Annotated in this window: 16 protein-coding genes and 1 pseudogene; 5 read left to right on the top strand and 12 right to left on the bottom strand. The window is 46.1% G+C overall.

Annotation, left to right across the window (positions count from 1 at the left end):
* Positions 1–157: 157 nt before the first annotated feature.
* From gyrA to FTU55_RS13240, 5 genes are all read right to left on the bottom strand, one after another.
* Positions 158–3,121, bottom strand: a complete 2,964-nt coding sequence (gene gyrA / locus FTU55_RS13260; protein WP_180047345.1) for a DNA gyrase subunit A — start codon at positions 3,119–3,121, stop codon at positions 158–160.
* A 439-nt stretch (positions 3,122–3,560) separates the two neighbouring features.
* Complete coding sequence (locus FTU55_RS13255; protein ID WP_180047343.1) at positions 3,561–4,262, bottom strand: hypothetical protein; 702 nt, start codon at positions 4,260–4,262, stop codon at positions 3,561–3,563.
* Between the two features lie 175 nt (positions 4,263–4,437).
* Positions 4,438–5,370, bottom strand: a complete 933-nt coding sequence (locus FTU55_RS13250) for an FAD-binding protein (protein WP_005176532.1) — start codon at positions 5,368–5,370, stop codon at positions 4,438–4,440.
* A gap of 18 nt (positions 5,371–5,388) precedes the next feature.
* Complete coding sequence (locus FTU55_RS13245) at positions 5,389–6,138, bottom strand: electron transfer flavoprotein subunit beta/FixA family protein (protein ID WP_005176529.1); 750 nt, start codon at positions 6,136–6,138, stop codon at positions 5,389–5,391.
* A gap of 501 nt (positions 6,139–6,639) precedes the next feature.
* On the bottom strand, positions 6,640–7,245 hold the full coding sequence (locus FTU55_RS13240) for a LysE family translocator (protein WP_016659994.1): 606 nt from the start codon (positions 7,243–7,245) through the stop codon (positions 6,640–6,642).
* 113 nt (positions 7,246–7,358) lie between these two features.
* Here FTU55_RS13240 and FTU55_RS13235 point away from each other — a divergent pair, with 113 nt between their 5' ends.
* Positions 7,359–7,853, top strand: a complete 495-nt coding sequence (locus FTU55_RS13235; protein ID WP_045795165.1) for an Lrp/AsnC family transcriptional regulator — start codon at positions 7,359–7,361, stop codon at positions 7,851–7,853.
* An 82-nt stretch (positions 7,854–7,935) separates the two neighbouring features.
* On the opposite strand, the gene FTU55_RS13230 is transcribed toward FTU55_RS13235, so the two are convergent.
* The 7 genes from FTU55_RS13230 to FTU55_RS13200 form a co-directional block, all read right to left on the bottom strand.
* Positions 7,936–8,307: a hypothetical protein gene (locus FTU55_RS13230; protein WP_034597425.1), complete on the bottom strand. Its 372-nt coding sequence runs from the start codon at positions 8,305–8,307 to the stop codon at positions 7,936–7,938.
* Positions 8,308–8,521: 214 nt separating this feature from the next.
* Positions 8,522–9,448: a tyrosine recombinase XerC gene (locus FTU55_RS13225; protein ID WP_163145990.1), complete on the bottom strand. Its 927-nt coding sequence runs from the start codon at positions 9,446–9,448 to the stop codon at positions 8,522–8,524.
* A gap of 34 nt (positions 9,449–9,482) precedes the next feature.
* Complete coding sequence (locus FTU55_RS13220) at positions 9,483–10,106, bottom strand: alpha/beta fold hydrolase (protein ID WP_180047341.1); 624 nt, start codon at positions 10,104–10,106, stop codon at positions 9,483–9,485.
* Positions 10,107–10,195: 89 nt separating this feature from the next.
* Positions 10,196–11,041 carry a diaminopimelate epimerase gene (gene dapF, locus FTU55_RS13215; RefSeq protein ID WP_016659990.1) on the bottom strand — a complete coding sequence of 282 codons (846 nt, stop codon included), beginning with the start codon at positions 11,039–11,041 and terminating at the stop codon, positions 10,196–10,198.
* 13 nt (positions 11,042–11,054) lie between these two features.
* Positions 11,055–12,299, bottom strand: coding sequence for a diaminopimelate decarboxylase (lysA, locus tag FTU55_RS13210; RefSeq protein ID WP_180047339.1), 1,245 nt, complete (start codon positions 12,297–12,299; stop codon positions 11,055–11,057).
* A gap of 24 nt (positions 12,300–12,323) precedes the next feature.
* Positions 12,324–12,557, bottom strand: a complete 234-nt coding sequence (locus tag FTU55_RS13205; protein WP_180047337.1) for a lipoprotein — start codon at positions 12,555–12,557, stop codon at positions 12,324–12,326.
* A gap of 132 nt (positions 12,558–12,689) precedes the next feature.
* Entirely contained in the window at positions 12,690–14,093 is a 1,404-nt protein-coding gene (locus FTU55_RS13200) for an amino acid permease (RefSeq protein WP_180047335.1), read from the bottom strand.
* Positions 14,094–14,414: 321 nt separating this feature from the next.
* Here FTU55_RS13200 and FTU55_RS13195 point away from each other — a divergent pair, with 321 nt between their 5' ends.
* The 4 genes and pseudogenes from FTU55_RS13195 to FTU55_RS13180 form a co-directional block, all read left to right on the top strand.
* Positions 14,415–15,761, top strand: a complete 1,347-nt coding sequence (locus tag FTU55_RS13195) for a sodium:alanine symporter family protein (RefSeq protein ID WP_180047333.1) — start codon at positions 14,415–14,417, stop codon at positions 15,759–15,761.
* Positions 15,762–15,896: 135 nt separating this feature from the next.
* A complete protein-coding gene (radA, locus tag FTU55_RS13190; protein WP_168396299.1) occupies positions 15,897–17,288 on the top strand; it encodes a DNA repair protein RadA in 1,392 nt (463 codons plus the stop codon).
* A gap of 121 nt (positions 17,289–17,409) precedes the next feature.
* Positions 17,410–18,409, top strand: a pseudogene (locus FTU55_RS13185) (Tim44 domain-containing protein).
* Positions 18,410–18,762: 353 nt separating this feature from the next.
* A partial coding sequence (locus tag FTU55_RS13180; protein ID WP_180047331.1) for a transposase domain-containing protein occupies positions 18,763–18,984 on the top strand: 222 nt, incomplete at its 3' end.

Genomic DNA, 18,984 nt, shown 5'->3' with positions numbered 1-18,984 from the left:
TCATGAAATACGGTATTCTGATGTGACAAAACCTGAATCCTGGTCGTTAAAGTGTTTGTTTACACTCATATTTTAACTGTTAGGACTCAGGTTTTTTTATTTAAAGCAAACTATGGGACAGCAGTGCGCCGAAGCGTCCTTTTCATGAGAAGAGAAATTATTCTTCAGCCGGTTTTTCATCCTGCTCAGCAGATGCTGCATCGGTCTCTAGCGTATCTAAAGCTGTATTTTCATCAGCTAAATCTTCAGAAAATTCATCTTCTTCCACGGCTTCAATCGCTTCTACACCCACCAGCGTTTCGTTTTCACCTAAACGGATTAAACGTACACCTTGCGCATTACGACCGGTTTCCGCCACTTCCGAAGCACGGGTACGTACCAGCGTACCGCCATCCGAAATCAGCATCAATTCTTTCGAAGCATCAATGGCCACCGCGCCGACCAGTTCACCGTTACGTTCAGAGGTCTTGATTGCAATTACACCCTTACCGCCACGTTTTTTGGTCGGGAAGTCATCGACCGGAGTACGTTTACCATAACCATTGGCGGATGCACACAGCACTTCACCGGTTTCTGGTACCACGACCAGCGATACAATCCGGCTCACAAAATTGCTGTCGGTTGCATCATCTTCGCTATCGGCTGTATCGTCTTCGGCTTCTTCCGCTTGCGCTGCCCCAATGGTGACACGCATACCACGCACACCCTTGGCTGAACGGCCCATGGCACGAACATCAGTTTCAGCAAAACGGATCGCCTTACCTTCATTCGAGAACAGCATGATTTGCTGTTCGCCATCGGTAATCGCCACGCCAATCAGGGTGTCTTCTTCGTTCAGTTCAATGGCACGTAAACCGTTAGAACGCACATTGCTGAACTGCTCCAGCTCGACACGTTTAACCGTACCAGACGCTGTTGCCATAAACACATAGAAGTTTTTGCGCAGATTTTCAGCCTGCTCGGCAAATTCTGCAACAATTTCATCATCCAGGTCTGTGGCTGACAGCTCTAGGCCCAGCTGCTTTAACTGAACACGCAAGGCATCCGACAGATCATCACCATCTGCCAGTTCTGCAAACGCGGCTTCAAGTTCGGCATAATGGCTAGCAATCACTTGATTTTGCTGTAATTGTGCTGAGTTGGCTTTCACAAAACTACGGAAATCGGCCAGACGCTCTTTGAATTTCTTCGGTGCATCAATTACTGGCAGAATCGCGGTAATGGTTTCATTGGCATCTAATGGCAACAGGTTGACCATTGGACGGCCTTTCGAACCACGTGAAGCTTGTGGCACTTCAAATACTTTCAGGCGATAGACCTTACCGACATCGGTAAAGCACAGTACGGTCGCGTGGTTCGAGGTGACAATCAGATGCTGGATATAATCATCTTCTTTCATGCTTGTGGCAGACTTACCACGACCACCACGGCGCTGAGCCTGATAATCGGACAATGGCTGAGTCTTGGCATAACCGGATTGTGAAACGGTTAACACCACCTGCTCTTCAGGAATTAAATCTTCACGCGAGAAGTCGATGCGGGATTCAACAATTTCAGTGCGACGTGCATCGCCATATTGCTGCAATACCAGCGCCAGCTCTTCACGAATCACCGCCATCAATAAATTAAAGTCATTTAAAATAGCAGTGTATTCGGCGATTTGCGCCAGAATTTCAGAATATTCTGCATGTAACTTGTCTTGTTCCAGACCGGTTAAGCGGTGTAAACGCAGTTCCAGAATCGCACCGACCTGCGCTGGAGAAAGACGGTAAACATCTCCATCTAAACCAAATGGACGGCTTAAATCTTCACCTTCAATTTCATCCGGGCGAATAGACACGGAACCGGCTTTTTCCAGCAATGCCACCACACCACCAGCGGCCCATTCGCCAGCCTGTAAACGCTCACGCGCTTCGGCCGGGTTGGCAGAAGTTTTAATGGTTTCGATGATGGCATCAATATTCGCCAAAGCAACGGTCAGACCTTCCAAGATATGACCGCGTTCACGTGCTTTGCGCAGTTCATACATGGTACGGCGAGTCACCACTTCCTGGCGGTGACGGATAAACGCAGCAATGATGTCTTTCAGGTTCATCAGTTTTGGCTGGCCGTTGTCGAGGCAGACCATGTTGATGCTGAACGAGTTTTCCAGCTGCGTGTTCAGGAACAGGTTATTGACGATGACTTCGGCGTTCTCACCACGTTTCAAGTCAATCGCAATGCGCATACCGTCTTTATCGGACTCGTCACGTAACTCCGAGATTCCTTCCAGTTTTTTCTCTTTAACCAGTTCAGCAATACGCTCAATGGTTTTGGCTTTGTTAACCTGATACGGAATTTCAGTAAAGACAATGGTGGTACGACCAGATTTCTGGTCTTCTTCAAAATGATATTTACCACGGATATGCAAACGGCCTTTACCGGTACGGTAAGCATCGACAATGCCCGATTTACCGTAAATGATGCCGCCTGTCGGGAAGTCTGGACCACTGATGTGTTCCATCAGGCCTTCAATGCTGATATTCGGATTATCGGCATAGGCCAGGCAGGCATTAATCACTTCGGTAAGGTTATGCGGTGCCATGTTGGTCGCCATACCGACAGCAATACCGGCAGAACCATTCACCAGCAGGTTTGGAATACGGGTTGGCAGAACGTCAGGAATACGCTCCGAGCCATCGTAGTTATCGACCCAATCTACGGTATCTTTTTCCAGATCGGCCAGGAGTTCATGGGCCAGCTTGGTCATACGTACTTCGGTATAACGCATTGCGGCCGCACTATCGCCATCAATCGAACCAAAGTTACCCTGACCATCCACCAGTTGATAGCGCAGACTGAAGTCTTGCGCCATACGAACGATGGTTTCATAGACTGCGAAATCGCCGTGTGGATGGTATTTACCGATCACATCACCCACAACACGGGCAGACTTTTTGTAGGCTTTGTTGTAGTCATTGCCCAATTCGTGCATTGCATAAAGCACACGACGATGAACAGGTTTTAAACCATCTCGTACATCTGGCAATGCCCGTGACACAATCACGCTCATTGCATAATCGAGATATGAATGCTTGAGTTCATCCTCAATGGCAATCGGTCTAATTTCCGATACGCTCATGCATACTCCTTGTTATACAAGCAGATTTCTGCCCGCATTTTATATCGTAAATTTGGCAAAAAATTTAACTCAAAACTTGAGTTAAAAAACGAAAATTTAGCTGGGAATTATAGCATAAATAGTCCTATTTTTGTGTCATCCTGTTCATCTTAATCTCGTTAATTTTCTAATGTTTAAAGATGAGTTTTTGGTACATTTTTAAGCTATTTTTGCCAATCGGTCTTGCAGCTACTTTTCATCAGCATATCCAGCTGTGAAATCCATCGCGCCACATGGCATTTCTGCTCATTTGATCAATATTGCGCTATGCATAAAATATACGCTTTGCGACAAAATTGGCCTTGGATCAAGCAATCTTCTTTTTTGAAATAAAAGACATAAAAAAATCATGCCTCGGACAAGGCATGATTTATATTTGAGAGCATGATGTGAAACCGACTTAGTTCTTGGCCACCGCTTCGTGATCATCCAGCTCCAGATATACTGGCTCGGCCACCACTGGCGGTTTATCCTGCTTCATAATATGCAGAGTCATCATGAATAAGCCCAGGATTAACGGGAATTCATACATTTCTTCCATAAAATCTTTATAAGCCACATCGTGCAGGAAAATAAAGCTGATGGCACGGCCATGTTCGATAGAATCTGCGGCAATTAGACCGACTACACTCAAAATTAAAACCCAGAGCGGCAAGGATACCGACTTAAATTTACGCACAATTTCGGCACACAAATGACGAGAGAACAGCATAAACACCACAGGCGCAATCAGCACAATTGAAATCGCTCTGAAATACACTTTCGGCACTTCCGGAAAATAATCTCGCCCCCAGCTGATACTGCGGCCAAACAACAATAGCCACCAGCAAATTGCCCATAACCAGAACTGCTTTTGTCCATCCGCCAAATCAAAAGGACGGATATAAAAATAACTGAATATTGCACAGAACAATAATAAGAAAGCCTGAACATTTTCAACGCCACGCACGAGCTGACCATCTAAAAGTGGCAGATGCAAATCGACCAGGAATGGCAAACCTAGACACAGCAGAAATAAGATAAAGACTTGATTGGACAATCGGGTATCAAAACTCAATGGGAGACTCCGGCTGACGAAATCAAAGATTTCAAAAACCGGCATACTAGCATAATTTTTAGACTCTTCTGCTGTTTATTGAATTTAACAATACTAAAAATGTTAAATTTTGATGAATTCCGATAAAAAATTACAGAATAAAAAACGCCCCTGAACAAAACAGCAAAGTAAAAACTTTTACTGCTTGCGCAAGAGCGTCTTTTTAATCGAAGTTCAGGAATTAGATTTTAGAAACCAATTCTGGAACTACAGTGTTCAAGTCACCTACTAACCAGTAGTCAGCTACTGCATTAATTGGTGCTTCTTCATCTTTGTTGATCGCAACGATCACTTTAGAATCTTTCATACCGGCCAAGTGCTGGATCGCACCTGAGATACCCACAGCAATGTACAGATCAGGCGCAACAATTTTACCTGTTTGACCAACCTGCATATCGTTCGGAACGAAGCCCGCGTCAACCGCTGCACGAGATGCACCTTGTGCTGCACCCAGTTTGTCTGCCAGTGGATCAAGTACTTTGTGATAGTTCTCACCTGAACCTACACCACGACCACCTGATACTACAATACGTGCAGCTGTTAATTCAGGACGTTCAGATTTCACGATTTCTTCGTTCACAAACTTAGAAATACCTGCATCGCCTGTAGATGCCGCAGCTTCAACCGCAGCTGAACCACCTTCCGCAGCAACCGCATCAAATGCTGTACCACGTACAGTACCGACAACAATTGCTTCTGAAGATTCAACAGTTGCAATCGCGTTACCGGCATAAATTGGACGCTTGAATGTATTTGGACTATCTACTGCAATAATGTCAGTAATCATGCTGACATCCAGCAATGCTGCAGCGCGAGGTAAAATGTTTTTACCTGTTGTTGTAGATGCTGCAAGGATATGGCTATAGCCTTTACCCAATTCAGCAACCAGTTTTGCGACATTTTCAGCCAGCTGATTTGCATAGGCAGCATCATCAGCCAGTAATACTTTGCTCACGCCCGCAACTTTAGCTGCCTGATCAGCAACTGCTTGCGCGCCAGAACCAGCAACCAATACAGTGATATCACCACCGATTTTTTGAGCTGCAGCCACAACGTTTAACGTTGCACCATTTAGTGCTTTGTTGTCGTGCTCAGCGATAACTAAAATACTCATGATTTATATCCTTCTGTATTAGATCACTTTCGCTTCATTTTTTAATTTTTCAACAAGCTCATCTACAGACTTCACTTGTACGCCCGCTTTACGTTCAGCTGGTGACTCAACTTTTACAGTTTTCAGTTTAGTCCCGGCTGATACACCGTAATCTGCAGGAGACTTGGTATCCAGCGGTTTTTTACGCGCTTTCATAATGTTTGGAAGTGCCGCATAACGTGGCTCATTCAAACGCAAGTCAGTCGTGATGATTGCTGGCAGTGATAATTCAACAGTTTGTAAACCGCCATCGATTTCACGTGTCACTTGTACTTTGTCGCCGTCTACTTTCACTTCAGAAGCGAATGTACCTTGACCTGCGCCCAGTAAAGCACCCAACATCTGACCCACCTGGTTTGAGTCATCATCGATTGCCTGTTTACCTAAAAGGATCAGTTGTGGCTGCTCTTGCTCAACAACACCTTTTAAAATTTTAGCCACTTCAAGTGCGCCAATTTCATCTGCAGTTTCAACTAAAATACCGCGGTCAGCACCAAGCGCCATAGCAGAACGGATTTGTTCCTGCGCTTCTTTAGGACCGATAGAAACAACAACGATTTCTGAAACTGTTCCTTTTTCTTTTAGACGAACCGCTTCTTCCACGGCGATTTCACAGAATGGGTTAATTGACATTTTAACGTTAGTAAGGTCAACCCCACTATTGTCCGGTTTAACGCGAACTTTAACGTTGGCATCAACCACACGTTTTACAGCAACAAGAGCCTTCATGTAATCCTCGGCTGTTTTAGTAAATGTAAAAGATGAGAAAAGTTAAGATAACTCTTCACTTAAATTTTTGTAGGTGTCTTATCTTGCAATGGGTTTGGCATTTCGGTCAAGTCACAATTGCCCAAGAAGCTGTAAAAATGCGTAAAAATAGCTGAACGTTGCGTTCATACTTTTTTCATCCAGCTTAACCCAGCTATATTTCAGCCAGATTAAGCTATATTTTAACCATTGATTTATATTATCTTTTTATCTTATGTATCACATCAGTTGTTCTGATTAACTAGCCAGCACAATAAAATGAATTATTATTCATTTTTTAACATAGCAGACCGAAACCTGGCTATTTTGATGTCATTTAGGATAGCAGTTTGTATCCCCTGCCAGACTTTGGTCTAAGATGACCATCGGTTCATTTCTGTTTTTGTAACAATTCTCTTTTTCACGCTCTCCATATAAAAAAAGCATGTCGACCTAGGACATGCTTTTTCTAAATTTCACAGCTTAATTGACCATTAACCAGCTGGCCGCCAGCGCCAGTAAACCACCAGATGTACCATCAATCCACTTCTGTTTACGTTCATCCAGCTGGGTTTTCTGGGTGATTTTGGCAAAGATCAGACTTAACGCGCAGTACACAATAAAAATTAGCCCAATAAAAATGCAGGACAATAACAAGCCTTGAGTAACGGTATTTCCAGTTTTATCAATAAACTGCGGCAAAATCGCAAAGTAAATCAGCATGCCTTTCGGATTCAACAGTGCCGTAAAAAATCCTTTGCGCACCGGATGACTGCTGCTGCGACTTTCAATCGCCAGCTTTTTCTTGCTCAATACCGACTTGAATAAACCCACCGCCAAATACAGCAAATATGCAATCCCTAACCAGCGAATCGCTTCAAATAATAGCGGAAAGGACACAATAATCGCGGCAATTCCCAACGCCACCAGAATCGAATGCACCAGATAACCACTACACACGCCGACTGTGGCCATCATGCCTGCTTTTGCATCTTTACCCATCACTTGCGACAAAATGAATAACATATCCGGCCCCGGCGTAAAAATCAGCGGCAACACAGTCAATGCAAAAAGTACCCATACAGACATTTCCTTTTTCCCGTCGTACTTGAGAAAGTGAAAATTAGTATCTGCGAAACGCTATAAAATAGGATTTCAAATATTCTATAATTTAAATAATTTTTCAAATTATCCTCTAATTTATGAAGCAATATCCAAAGTCTGTTCGAATAAAGCTGGATCGCATCGACAAAAATATCATTCGAGCTTTACAAAACAATGGCCGTATTCAGAATAACGATTTGGCCCGTGAAATTGGCCTGTCGCCGTCCTCCTGCTTAAGACGGGTGAAAATTTTAGAAGAAGCCGGAGTAATCCAGAATTACACTACGGTGGTGGACCCGCATAAGATTGGGTTTCAACTGATTTTATTTTCCCGGATCTGGCTGGTCGGGCAGGATGCCGAAACTATTGATACCTTCATTGAGGCGATGAAAGAATTACCGCAGGTGATGGAGTGCTATATTATTTTGGGGGAATGCGATGCGATGCTGAAAGTGGTGGTGCCCGATTTAGAAAGTTATCGTAAATTTCAGTCCACCCATTTAACCAAAAAAAATGGCATCACCAGTGTCAAAACCGATTTGCCAAGTCAAATTATTAAACAGAGTTTTCAACTGCCGCTGGAAGATTTATAAGCCTAGCCGGCGATTTTGAAGATTGTTAAGTTGCAGCACGCAAGATAACCTTCTCTTGCTATGCTGCACGTAGTGCTTATGTTTAAGCCTGCTGACCATCCAAAAAGTCGCGGTGCACGTGGCTTAAATCAATCAGGTCATATTCAGCCAGATTAAACACTTTCCAGACCTGCATAAAATCTTCAGTTGCATCGACGGTTTGGGTCAATTGCTGGCTTTCCTGCCACTGACGATCGGAAATCCATAAATAGCCTTGACCTGTTTCCGTATGAACCGCCTGCACCTTACCTTGTGCGTTAATGCCTTGAATCACGGCCTGTTCAGGTAAAATAGCCTGCATGGCTGGCAGGTTAATTTCCACAAAGTGTTTCACCTGTCTTAAACCATAACCGGCAAAAATTTCTTTTTGCGCCGGACTCAGCTGTTCATATTTTTGTTGAATATCCGAAATCATATCTATGCCTTTACATTTTTCCCAAATCATCAATCAGGTTGGGTCCTCGGAATTTTTGTGCTCGCTCTGAATATTACTCGAGTCAAAAATTAACCCTCTTTATACGCCATCTCCACCTTTATTTTTATTCTACAATGGTGGCACATGCTCATGCCTGACACCTCTATTCTAGTCTTTCACCCGTGAATTGAAAGTCCTTTTCACTTGCCTCAATTCAGCCCTGCTCTTTGCGCTGCGCCCTTGGATGAGCCTGATCATAAACCTGCGCCAAATGATCAAAATCGACATGAGTATAAATTTGCGTGGTGGTCAAATTACTGTGCCCCAACATCTCCTGCACCGCACGCAAATCACGGCTATTAGATAACATGTGGCTGGCAAAACAATGTCGCAATAAGTGCGGATGCAAATCGACATTGACACCAGCACGCTGGGCCTGCAACTTGACCCGGTTTTCAATTTGCCGCGCACCGAGTGGCTGACCTTTTTCCGTAATAAACAGCTGCGCATCCGGGACAAAATCACCCTGCCACAGCGGATAAATCTGTAGCCAGCGCATCACACTGTCTTTGGCTTTAGAACCAAACGGTACCACCCGGGTTTTATTGCCCTTACCGGTAATCCGCAATAACTGCCGGTTAAAATCCAGATCTTTAATTCTTAAGCCCTGTACTTCCGCCAGGCGCAATCCACTGGAATACAGCAGCTCTAAAATCGCTTTATCACGGACCCAGAGCTGTTTTTGCCGCTCTGACTCCGGCTCTGGCTGATCTAAAATCTGCTGTACCGTTTCAATATCGACCATGCCCGGCAAAGGACGTGGCTGACGTTTTAGCTGAAAATCATCAGCCGGATTAAACGCCAAATAACCCCCCTGTTCAGCCCATTTCATAAACTGGCGAATAGAAGACAACATGCGCTGCAAACTGCTGGAACTCAACTGCTGCGCTTCGACCTTATGCGCCAGAAACTCACGCAAGTCAGCGGTTTCCACATCGGCCAGCGGCATGTTTTTCTGCTGACAAAAATGAAGGAAATCACCAACATCACGTGCATAAGCATGCAAAGTATGTGCCGACTGATGCTGGATTTCGCGTTGTTTCAGCCACATCTCCAGTAACTGTTCAGCACTTAACTTCATCACACCATCCTATGTTCTGGTAAAAAATTGTCTTTTAAAAAGTAGCTTTGCAAAAATAGTCGTGTAAAAAACGGTTGATCTCCCCGGCGACACGTTCAGCCTGCGAGGATGCAAACCAGTGATCAGCATCGGGCATAATCACCAATCGGGCATTCGGCAACTGCCGGGCCAGAAACTCACCAACGGCAACCGGACTCAATTCATCCTGATCGGCCCAAAGCAATAACACCGGCAGATCAATACTGGCCAATTGTTCCGGATGATAATAGGTCTGATCTTCCACAAACCACTGCGGCAGCTTGGCCCATTGCAGGGGTTCAATCTCACGCCAGTCTTTGGCCTGAAACGAAGTTAAATCCAGTCCGCCCGAAGTAGCCATTAACACCAAGGCCCGAAGTCTATTCGGCTGCTGCAATGCAGCGGCTATGGCCAACACTCCGCCCATCGACTGGGCAATCAGAATGCTGTCCTCTTCAATCTGACTGATCACCCGCGTTTTCAGATCGGCCAGACTCTGAATGCTGGCATCGGCTTCTACCCCATCAAAACCAGGATAAGCAATCACGGTTTTCCGGGCCGATGCTGGCAACCGGGCCATTAACGGCTGCCAGAATTGCTGACTACCTGAGGCACCCGGCAGAAAAACAAGTTTATGCATCATCATGGCTCTGCAGGCAAAACTCAAATCATCCTAACATAAAAAAGCACCGTGAATAGAACGGTGCTTTTGTATAGGAAATGGTCAGATTAGCCCTGGAAATAACGTAAATCCAGACGGCCTTCATAGACATTGGCAGTTGGACCGGTCATCCAGACCACATCGCCTTCTTTCCATTCGATCTGTAACTTGCCACCCGCCAGTTCAATTTCAACTTTGCTGGCCAGTAAGCCACGGCGCATGCCTGAAACTGCTGCTGCACACGCGCCCGTACCGCAGGCCAGCGTTTCACCGACACCACGTTCAAACACACGTAAACGGGCATGCTGTTCATCCAGAATTTGCATAAAACCGGCGTTCACGCGCTGCGGGAAACGCTCATGCGATTCAATTTGTGGACCTAAACGTGCGACATCAGCCGTCAGAATATCCTGCACAATGGTCACAGCATGTGGATTACCCATATTGACCACATCAATGCTCAGCTTCTCTTCATTGGCCAGCATCAGGTCATATAAGTTATCCGGTTCATCGGCAATAAACGGAATTTCTTGCGGCAGGAATTTCGGCTGCCCCATATTTACCCGCACCCAGCCATTTTGACCCAGTTCCGGCTCAACAATCCCGGCTTTGGTTTGCACCTTGATTTTGGTTTTACTGGTCAGCTGGCGCTCATGCACAAAACGCGCAAAACAGCGTACGCCATTACCACACTGCTCGACTTCTGAGCCATCGGCATTAAAAATACGGTATTTAAAATCGGCATTCGGAACATCAGGTGGCTCAACCACCAGCAACTGGTCAAACCCGACACCAAAGTGACGGTCGGCCAGACGCTGAATGGTCAGGCTATCGAAATAGGCGCGCTGGCTGATTAAATCAACCACCATAAAGTCATTGCCCAGACCATGCATCTTGGTAAATTCTAAAAACATCCTGATTTACTCCTTAAGGCAATAAACGCTCACGTTCCCAGAGTGATTCAATGGTTTCACGTTCACGAATCAGATGCGCCTGATCACCATCGACCATCACTTCTGCAGCACGGCCACGGCTGTTGTAGTTGGAGCTCATCACAAAACCATAAGCGCCGGCACCCAGCACTGCCAGTACATCGTTTTCCTGAATGGCAAGATCACGCTCTTTACCAAGGAAATCACCTGTTTCACAGATGGCACCGACTACATCCCACTGTTGGGTTTCGACATCGGTACGTGGCGTCACCGGCTGAATGTCCATCCACGCTTCATATAAAGCAGGACGAATCAGGTCATTCATTGCCGCATCAATAATTGCGAAATTACGGTGATTGGTCGGTTTGAGTAAATCGACTTTGGTCAGCAGCACACCGGCATTGGCGGAAATACTCCGGCCCGGTTCCATATACACTTTCAGGCCCAGTTTTTCTAAAGCCGGGCGCAGTGCATTGGCATATTCTTCAACCGATGGCGGAGTTTCATCTTTATAGGTCACGCCCAAACCACCACCAATATCAATGTGTTTGAGTGTAATGCCCATCTGTTTCAGCTGCTCAATCATCAGCATGACCCGATCCAGCGCATCAACAAAAGGCTGGGTTTCAGTCAGCTGTGAACCGATATGGCAGTCAATCCCGACAATGTCCAGATTAGGTAACGATGCCGCATATTGATAGGTATCAAATACACTATCTGATGGAATACCGAATTTGTTTTCTTTTAAACCGGTTGAAATATAAGGATGGGTTTTGGCATCGACATCCGGATTCACTCGTAAAGAAATTGGCGCTTTAACCTTCAGTTCAGCCGCCACTTTCTGAATCCGATCCAGCTCTGCATAGGATTCAACGTTAAAGCAGGCAATGCCCACTTCCAGTGCTTTTTTAATGTCAGCTTCGGTTTTGCCCAAACCAGAAAAAACGATTTTCGAAGCATCACCACCGGCTTTCAATACGCGTGCCAGCTCGCCGCCGGTCACGATATCAAAACCCGCACCGAGCTTGGCCAATACATTCAGCACCGCAATATTGGAGTTTGACTTGACCGCAAAACAGATCTGATGATCGATAAAGTCAAATGCACGGTCCATGTCCAGATAATGCTTTTCAAAAGTCGCTTTTGAATAAACATAGAGTGGTGTGCCAAATTGCTCTGCCAGCTGTTGCAATGAACACTGTTCGGCATGCAATACCCCATTAATGCGGGTGAAACTCATGAAGGTATCCTTTCTTTGAAAGCGTTAAGGTGTGGTAGTTGAATCTGATGCTGCAGGTGCAGAAAACTGCTGTTGTACAGGCGCATCCCGTTCTTCATCGGCAGTTTTAGACTCAGCTTCGGTATTTTTATAGAGCAGGAACTTGGCACGCTTGTCGTAATTCGGATCATTCGGCATGTATAAGGCACCGGACTGACCACAACCCACAAGAGCAAGACTTGTTGCTAAGAGACTGATGTAGCAAATGACTTGGCGCATCTGACCACCTAATTGAATAGTTTCGATGAAGTATAACGCGATCATTCGCCATGACCAAAGCGTTAAACGCTAGAGAGTATCTTTAGACAAAAAAAAACGCCAGCAGATCGCTGACGTTTTTATTGATATGGATTATTTATGTTTCTGTTTATAGAAACATAAATAGCCCAAAATCAGCAGAATAAACCAGATCGGACTGACCAGCAGGGCACGGCGGGTATCATCTTCTAGCGATAACACACCAATCATGCCAACGAAGAAAATGATCACGATCCAGCACGTCACCAAACCACCAGGGAGCTTGAATACCGATTTGGCATGTAGCTCTGGACGGGTACGGTAATAGATCATGTAACTCCAGATGATCATCAACCAGACACAAATAAACAGGATGGTCGACAAAGTTGTTGCCAATGTGAAAGCTTCAACGGTATTCGGCACAAAGTACTGTAATGCTGCACCTAACAGTAAACATACTGCAGAGAAATACAGTGCATTGGCTGGGACCGCACGCGAGTTCAAACGCCCAAATGCTTTCGGTGCCTGTTCTTCACGAGACAGACCGAACAACATTCGGCTGGTCGAGAACACACCACTGTTCATAGATGACATTACAGATGACAGTACTACCAAGTTCATGATGATCGCAGCCGCAGCAATACCTGCCTGGCTAAACAGGTTTACGAACGGAGAAACGCTTGGATTAATCTGATCCCATGGTGTCACTGACATCACAATGATCAGAGCCAACACATAGAAAATAATGATACGGATCGGAATCGAATTGACTGCTTTTGGCAAGTTACGTTCTGGATCCTTGGTTTCCGCAGCCGTGGTACCCACCAGCTCGACACCCACGAAAGCAAAAATCGCAATCTGGAAACCAGCCAGGAAGCCCATGGTACCTGTCGGGAATAAACCACCATGATCCCAGATATGCGCAAATGACGCGACTGTACCGGCATCATTAGTAAAGCCGGTAAAGATCATCCACAGTCCCACGGAAATCAGCACCACAATGGCAATGATCTTGATCAGGGCAAACCAGAATTCCATCTCACCAAATAGTTTTACTGTTGCCAGGTTCAGGCCCATGATGAACACAATGGAAGCGATACTGATCAGCACCCCTTCGCCCGGGGTAAATGGCATGCCATTATTAAAGAACTGTAAATAGTAGATAATCGCAGAAAGGTCGGCGATGCCGATGGTGATCCAGCATAACCAATAGGTCCAGCCAACAAAGTAACCGGCCCAAGGACCAATCAGATCGGTGGTAAAGTCAATAAAAGACTTATATTGTAGATTGGACAGCAATAGCTCGCCTAATGCGCGCATCACCAAAAAGACCATGAAACCGATGATCATATAAATCAGCAGAATCGAGGGTCCTGCCAGACTAATGGTTTTACCGGAACCCATAAACAGGCCGGTACCAATAGCACCACCAATCGCAATCAGCTGCAGGTGTCGATTGGATAAACTACGCTGCAGCTCGCCGTTTTCGGACGACGAACCGGTATGATGACCTGACATTATTTTTCAACTTCGATGTCTAATCGCGACAAATTAACGCAAAATGGGGGGAATACAAAAAGAAAAATTCACTTCATTTGTATTTTCGGCCTAATCTTAAAAGTTAATTTATTTTTCTTATATAGCAAATGAGTTCTCTTTAGTCGTAGAACGGACAGACATTTTTCCAGCCTTTTTATTGTAAAAGTTCCTAAACTGTGTAAAAAATAAATCTAAATAAATGTTATGAAACGTGCTGAGGATGAGCACGCATGGCATATGAATTGCTTGATTAGAATTAAGTGAAATTTAAATTAACTCAGGACGAACAAGAAGAATTTTATGCAAAATTTACAAAGCATCATGGAAACCATCAGCGGTTGGGTTTGGGGTCCATTTATGCTGGTACTGATTGTCGGTACCGGTGTATTCCTGACTTTCCGCCTGCTGTTCTGGCAATTCCGCATGTTGCCACTGGCTTTTAAACAGGTTTTTGGCAAACATCCCTCTCATGAAGGCGACATTTCCCAGTTTGGCTCACTGATGACCGCCCTTTCCGCCACCATTGGTACCGGTAATATTGCCGGTGTCGCAACTGCATGTGTCCTGGGTGGACCGGGTGCCGTGTTCTGGATGTGGATGACGGCGCTGTTCGGTATGGCGACCAAATATGGTGAAGGCGTACTGGCAGTCAAATACCGTGTTAAAAATGAACGCGGTGAAATGTCCGGTGGCCCAATGTATTACATTGAACGTGGCCTAAAATGGAAATGGCTAGCGCTGATCTTTGCCTTCTTTGGTGCTGTAGCCTCTTTCGGGATTGGCAGTTCAGTACAATCCAATACGGTGGCTCTAGCCGTTGAAAATGGTTTCGGTCTGGAAACCTGGATCACTGGTATCGTGATCACTGTATTATCGGCACTGGTAATTCTCGGCGGGATTAAATGGATTGCACGCGCTTCTTCCTTTATTGTCCCAATCATGGCGATTGGCTACGTCGCGGGTGGTCTGATCATCATTTTCAATAACTTGGAACTGGTTGGTCCTGCCCTGAAAATGATCTGCACCTATGCCTTTACCGGTGAAGCTGCCGCAGGTGGTGCGATTGGTGCCGCGATCCGTTATGGTGTTGCGCGCGGGGTCTTCTCCAATGAAGCCGGTATGGGTTCTGCGCCAATTGCTGCCGCTGCGGCCAAAACCGACCATCCGGCACGTCAGGGTCTGGTTTCAATGACTGGTACCTTTATTGACACCATTATTGTCTGTTCAATTACCGGTATTGTGCTGGTCATGGGCTTTATTATGGCCGGCCAGTCTTTTGGTGATCAGAACGGTGCAGTACTGACCATTAGCGTATTCGACAAACTGCTGCCGGGAATCGGGGGCTGGGTGGTGACTTTCGGGGTGATCTTCTTTGCCTATTCGACTATTTTAGGCTGGAGCTATTACGGTGAAAAATGTGCGACCTATCTGCTTGGTGAGAAATTTGTACTGCCGTATCGCCTGATTTACATTGCGTCGGTGTTTATTGGCTGTGTCGCAACTCTAGATCTGGTCTGGCTGTTTGCCGATACCTTTAATGGTTTAATGGCAGTACCGAACTTGATTGCCTTATTGCTGCTGTCGGGTGTAATTGCCAAAGAATCGAAAGATTTTATTGCACGACGCAAATCCGGCGAACTTTACTAAAGCGTTCAAATCAAAGTACAAGATCAACCACCTGCGGGTGGTTTTTCTTTGCCGGCGTATCAACAATTTGAAAATCGGCATTTCCTCTGTATGCTGTGGGGCAAGATTTAAAAAACACATTCCAGACGTTTATTTATGGCAAAAGCAAAAAGTGTCTATCGCTGTGAACAATGCGGCGCAGATCATCCCAAATGGGCCGGTCAATGTTCAGACTGTGGTGAATGGAACTGTTTAACCGAAGTCAGCATTGCCCCTGCGGTGACCCATCGTGCCCAGCCACGTATGGGCGGCGGCTATGCCGGTCAGGCCTCAACTGTAACTACTTTAAACCAGATTTCAGTCTCTACCGAAACCCGCCTTGCCACCGGTATTGGCGAATTTGACCGGGTACTTGGTGGTGGTTTGGTCACTGGTTCAGTGGTGCTGATTGGTGGTGATCCCGGAATTGGTAAATCGACCATTTTACTGCAAACCGCGACCCATATGGCCGCCAGCAACAGCGCTGCCTTATATGTCACTGGTGAAGAATCCTTATCACAGGTGGCCTTACGCGCGCAGCGTCTGGATTTACCGACCGATCAGCTCAAAGTGATGGCTGAAACCTGTGTGGAACGGATTTGTGAGGTACTGGCCCAGCAACGTCCTGCGGTGGCGATTCTGGACTCCATCCAGACCTTATATACTGAAACCTTGCAGTCTGCACCGGGTGGCGTATCGCAAATCCGTGAATCGGCGGCGCTCCTGACCCGTTTTGCCAAAAATAGTGGCACAGCATTGTTTATTGTCGGTCATGTGACCAAAGAAGGTGCATTGGCCGGGCCACGTGTGCTGGAACATATGGTGGACTGTGTGCTGTATTTTGAAGGTCAGTCCGATTCCCGCTACCGGATGATTCGTGCGGTCAAAAACCGTTTTGGCGCGGTCAATGAACTGGGCGTGTTTGGCATGACCGATAAAGGCTTGCGTGAAGTGGCCAATCCGTCAGCGATTTTCCTGAGCCGTTATGATGAAGCCATTCCCGGCTCAATTGTGATGATTAGCCGCGAAGGTACACGACCGCTGTTGGTGGAAGTACAGGCACTGGTCGATGATGCACATGGTCAGCCGCGCCGGGTTGCACTCGGCTTAGAACAAAACCGGCTGAATATGCTGCTGGCGGTGATGCATCGTCATGGTGGTGTGCAGACGTCCGGTCAGGATGTCTATGTCAATATTGTCGGCGGGCTGAAAATTACCGAAACCGGCTCCGATCTGGCGGTGCTGCTGGCCTGTGCTTCCAGTATTCGCGGCAAAGCCCTGCCCCAGCAACTGGCGGTGTTTGGTGAAGTCGGTTTATCCGGTGAAATCCGTCCGGTGCCGAATGGTCAGGAACGTCTAAAAGAAGCGATTAAACATGGCTTTAAATATATTATTTTGCCACGTGCCAATGCACCGCAAAAAGCGATTCCAGGGGTGCAGGTGATTGCGGTGGCCCGTTTGCATGAAGCCCTGAGCGAGGCCATTAGTTTAAGTGAAGAACTGCACTAGAGCCTTTGCCCTATTTTTTGAGCTTTTCATGTGAAAAAAGCTGAATTCTGTATTGAAATTCGGGACAAATGCCTGCATAAATACAGGGCGATAAATTTCTTTTTTTAAATAGGAAAAATTGATGGAAGTTCGACAGCGTGGTTTGATGGCTGGTATTTTAACAGCTGCCCTCTTGGTTGCCCCTTTAGCAGCCGAAGCAAAACGTGCCGGTGGTGGTAAAAGCCATGGCATGAGCCGTTCAGCAACACCAACTCAATCTTACCAACAGCCTCGTCAAGCTACTCCTGCACAACAGCCCGCTCCAGCTACTGCGCCTGCGCAGCAAAAATCTGGTCCGGGTGTCGGTGGTATGGTCGCTGCGGGTGTTGCAGGTGCTGCGATTGGTGCAGTGGCTGCCAATGCCTTAGCAGATGATCAGCCAGCCAGCCAGGCACAGGCTCAACAGGAGGAAGAAGGTGGAATCCCAGGCTGGATCTGGATTCTCCTCGCTGCAGCAGTCGCCTTCTTCATTTTCCGCAAGATGGGCGCAAAAAAAAAAATTAGCAGCCAATAACCCGTATGCGCCAAATAACGGTGCCAATAACGCACCGTTTGGTCAATCTGCTGCTGCACCACGTGCCGGTGGCGATAACACCAATATCTTTGGCCAGAACGTCGGTGGTTCAGCCCCAACCAACAATGCGCCATTTGGTGCAGCACCAGTGAATAACGCTGCCTTTGGTACCGCGTACACCAACAGTGGTAACCAGTTACCAGATGGTACGGAGCCAGCAGCCTTTCTGCGTGTTGCACGTCAGCGTTTTAACCATATTCAGTCTATGAATACGGCCAGCAATATTGCTGAAATTCAGCGTTATTTAACCCCTGATCTGTACCAGTCGATGTATCAGGACATCATGGCCAATCAGGATCAGGATGTGGCTGAGTTTTCTAACCTGAATGCGATGGTGGTCGATTATGCTACTGAAAATGGTCAGTATGTAGTGAGTGTGCGCTTTACCGGTACGGTGAGTGAAGATTTAAACAGCTTGCCACAGCCATTCACTGAAATCTGGCATTTTGTTAAGCCAGCAGGTTCTAGCCAGGACTGGTTGGTTGCGGGTATCCAGCAAGAACACTAATTAAACCTAAGATCAAAAACAGCGGCTTCGGCCGCTGTTTTTGTTTTTGCACCGCCTGCGGAATGTTATTCATTTAGTTGCTTTATTTTGTCCCCAACCGATTATCTCGAGGGATGGAAAGACCTAGAGATGTGATACAGCGATCATCTCTATAAGACGGTATGTCTGCTCTGCGCCATTCAGTACGTTCCTACGTATTTTCGCTTGATCTTACAATATCGCTCTTCACTAACAGACTGCTGATAAAAATCACCCATTAAAAAAAGCCCCTACCTGCGGTAATGCCAGTCAGTTAAGCAAATATTAGAAAAATGTAGTAAAAATGAGTGTATGTAAATACGCTCATTTTTTTTATGTCTTTATCTGAACATTTAGAATCCACTCTTGAACATGCTCTCCCATCACTTAGCCATTTTTGTGAACTTATTGACTTAAATTGGATTGAAATATCTCTGCATCAAACAGGTAAGGCATCGATCAGAAGGAGAAAATTACCTGCTGAGCACGTGGTTTGGCTTGTTCTTGGGCTTGCCTTGTTTCGCAATCAACCCATCAGCTATGTGGTAGAACAATTA

It is taken from the genome of Acinetobacter sp. YH12117 (assembly GCF_013418865.1).
Lineage (GTDB): Bacteria > Pseudomonadota > Gammaproteobacteria > Pseudomonadales > Moraxellaceae > Acinetobacter > Acinetobacter indicus.
This window is presented reverse-complemented; position numbering and strand designations above follow the sequence as displayed.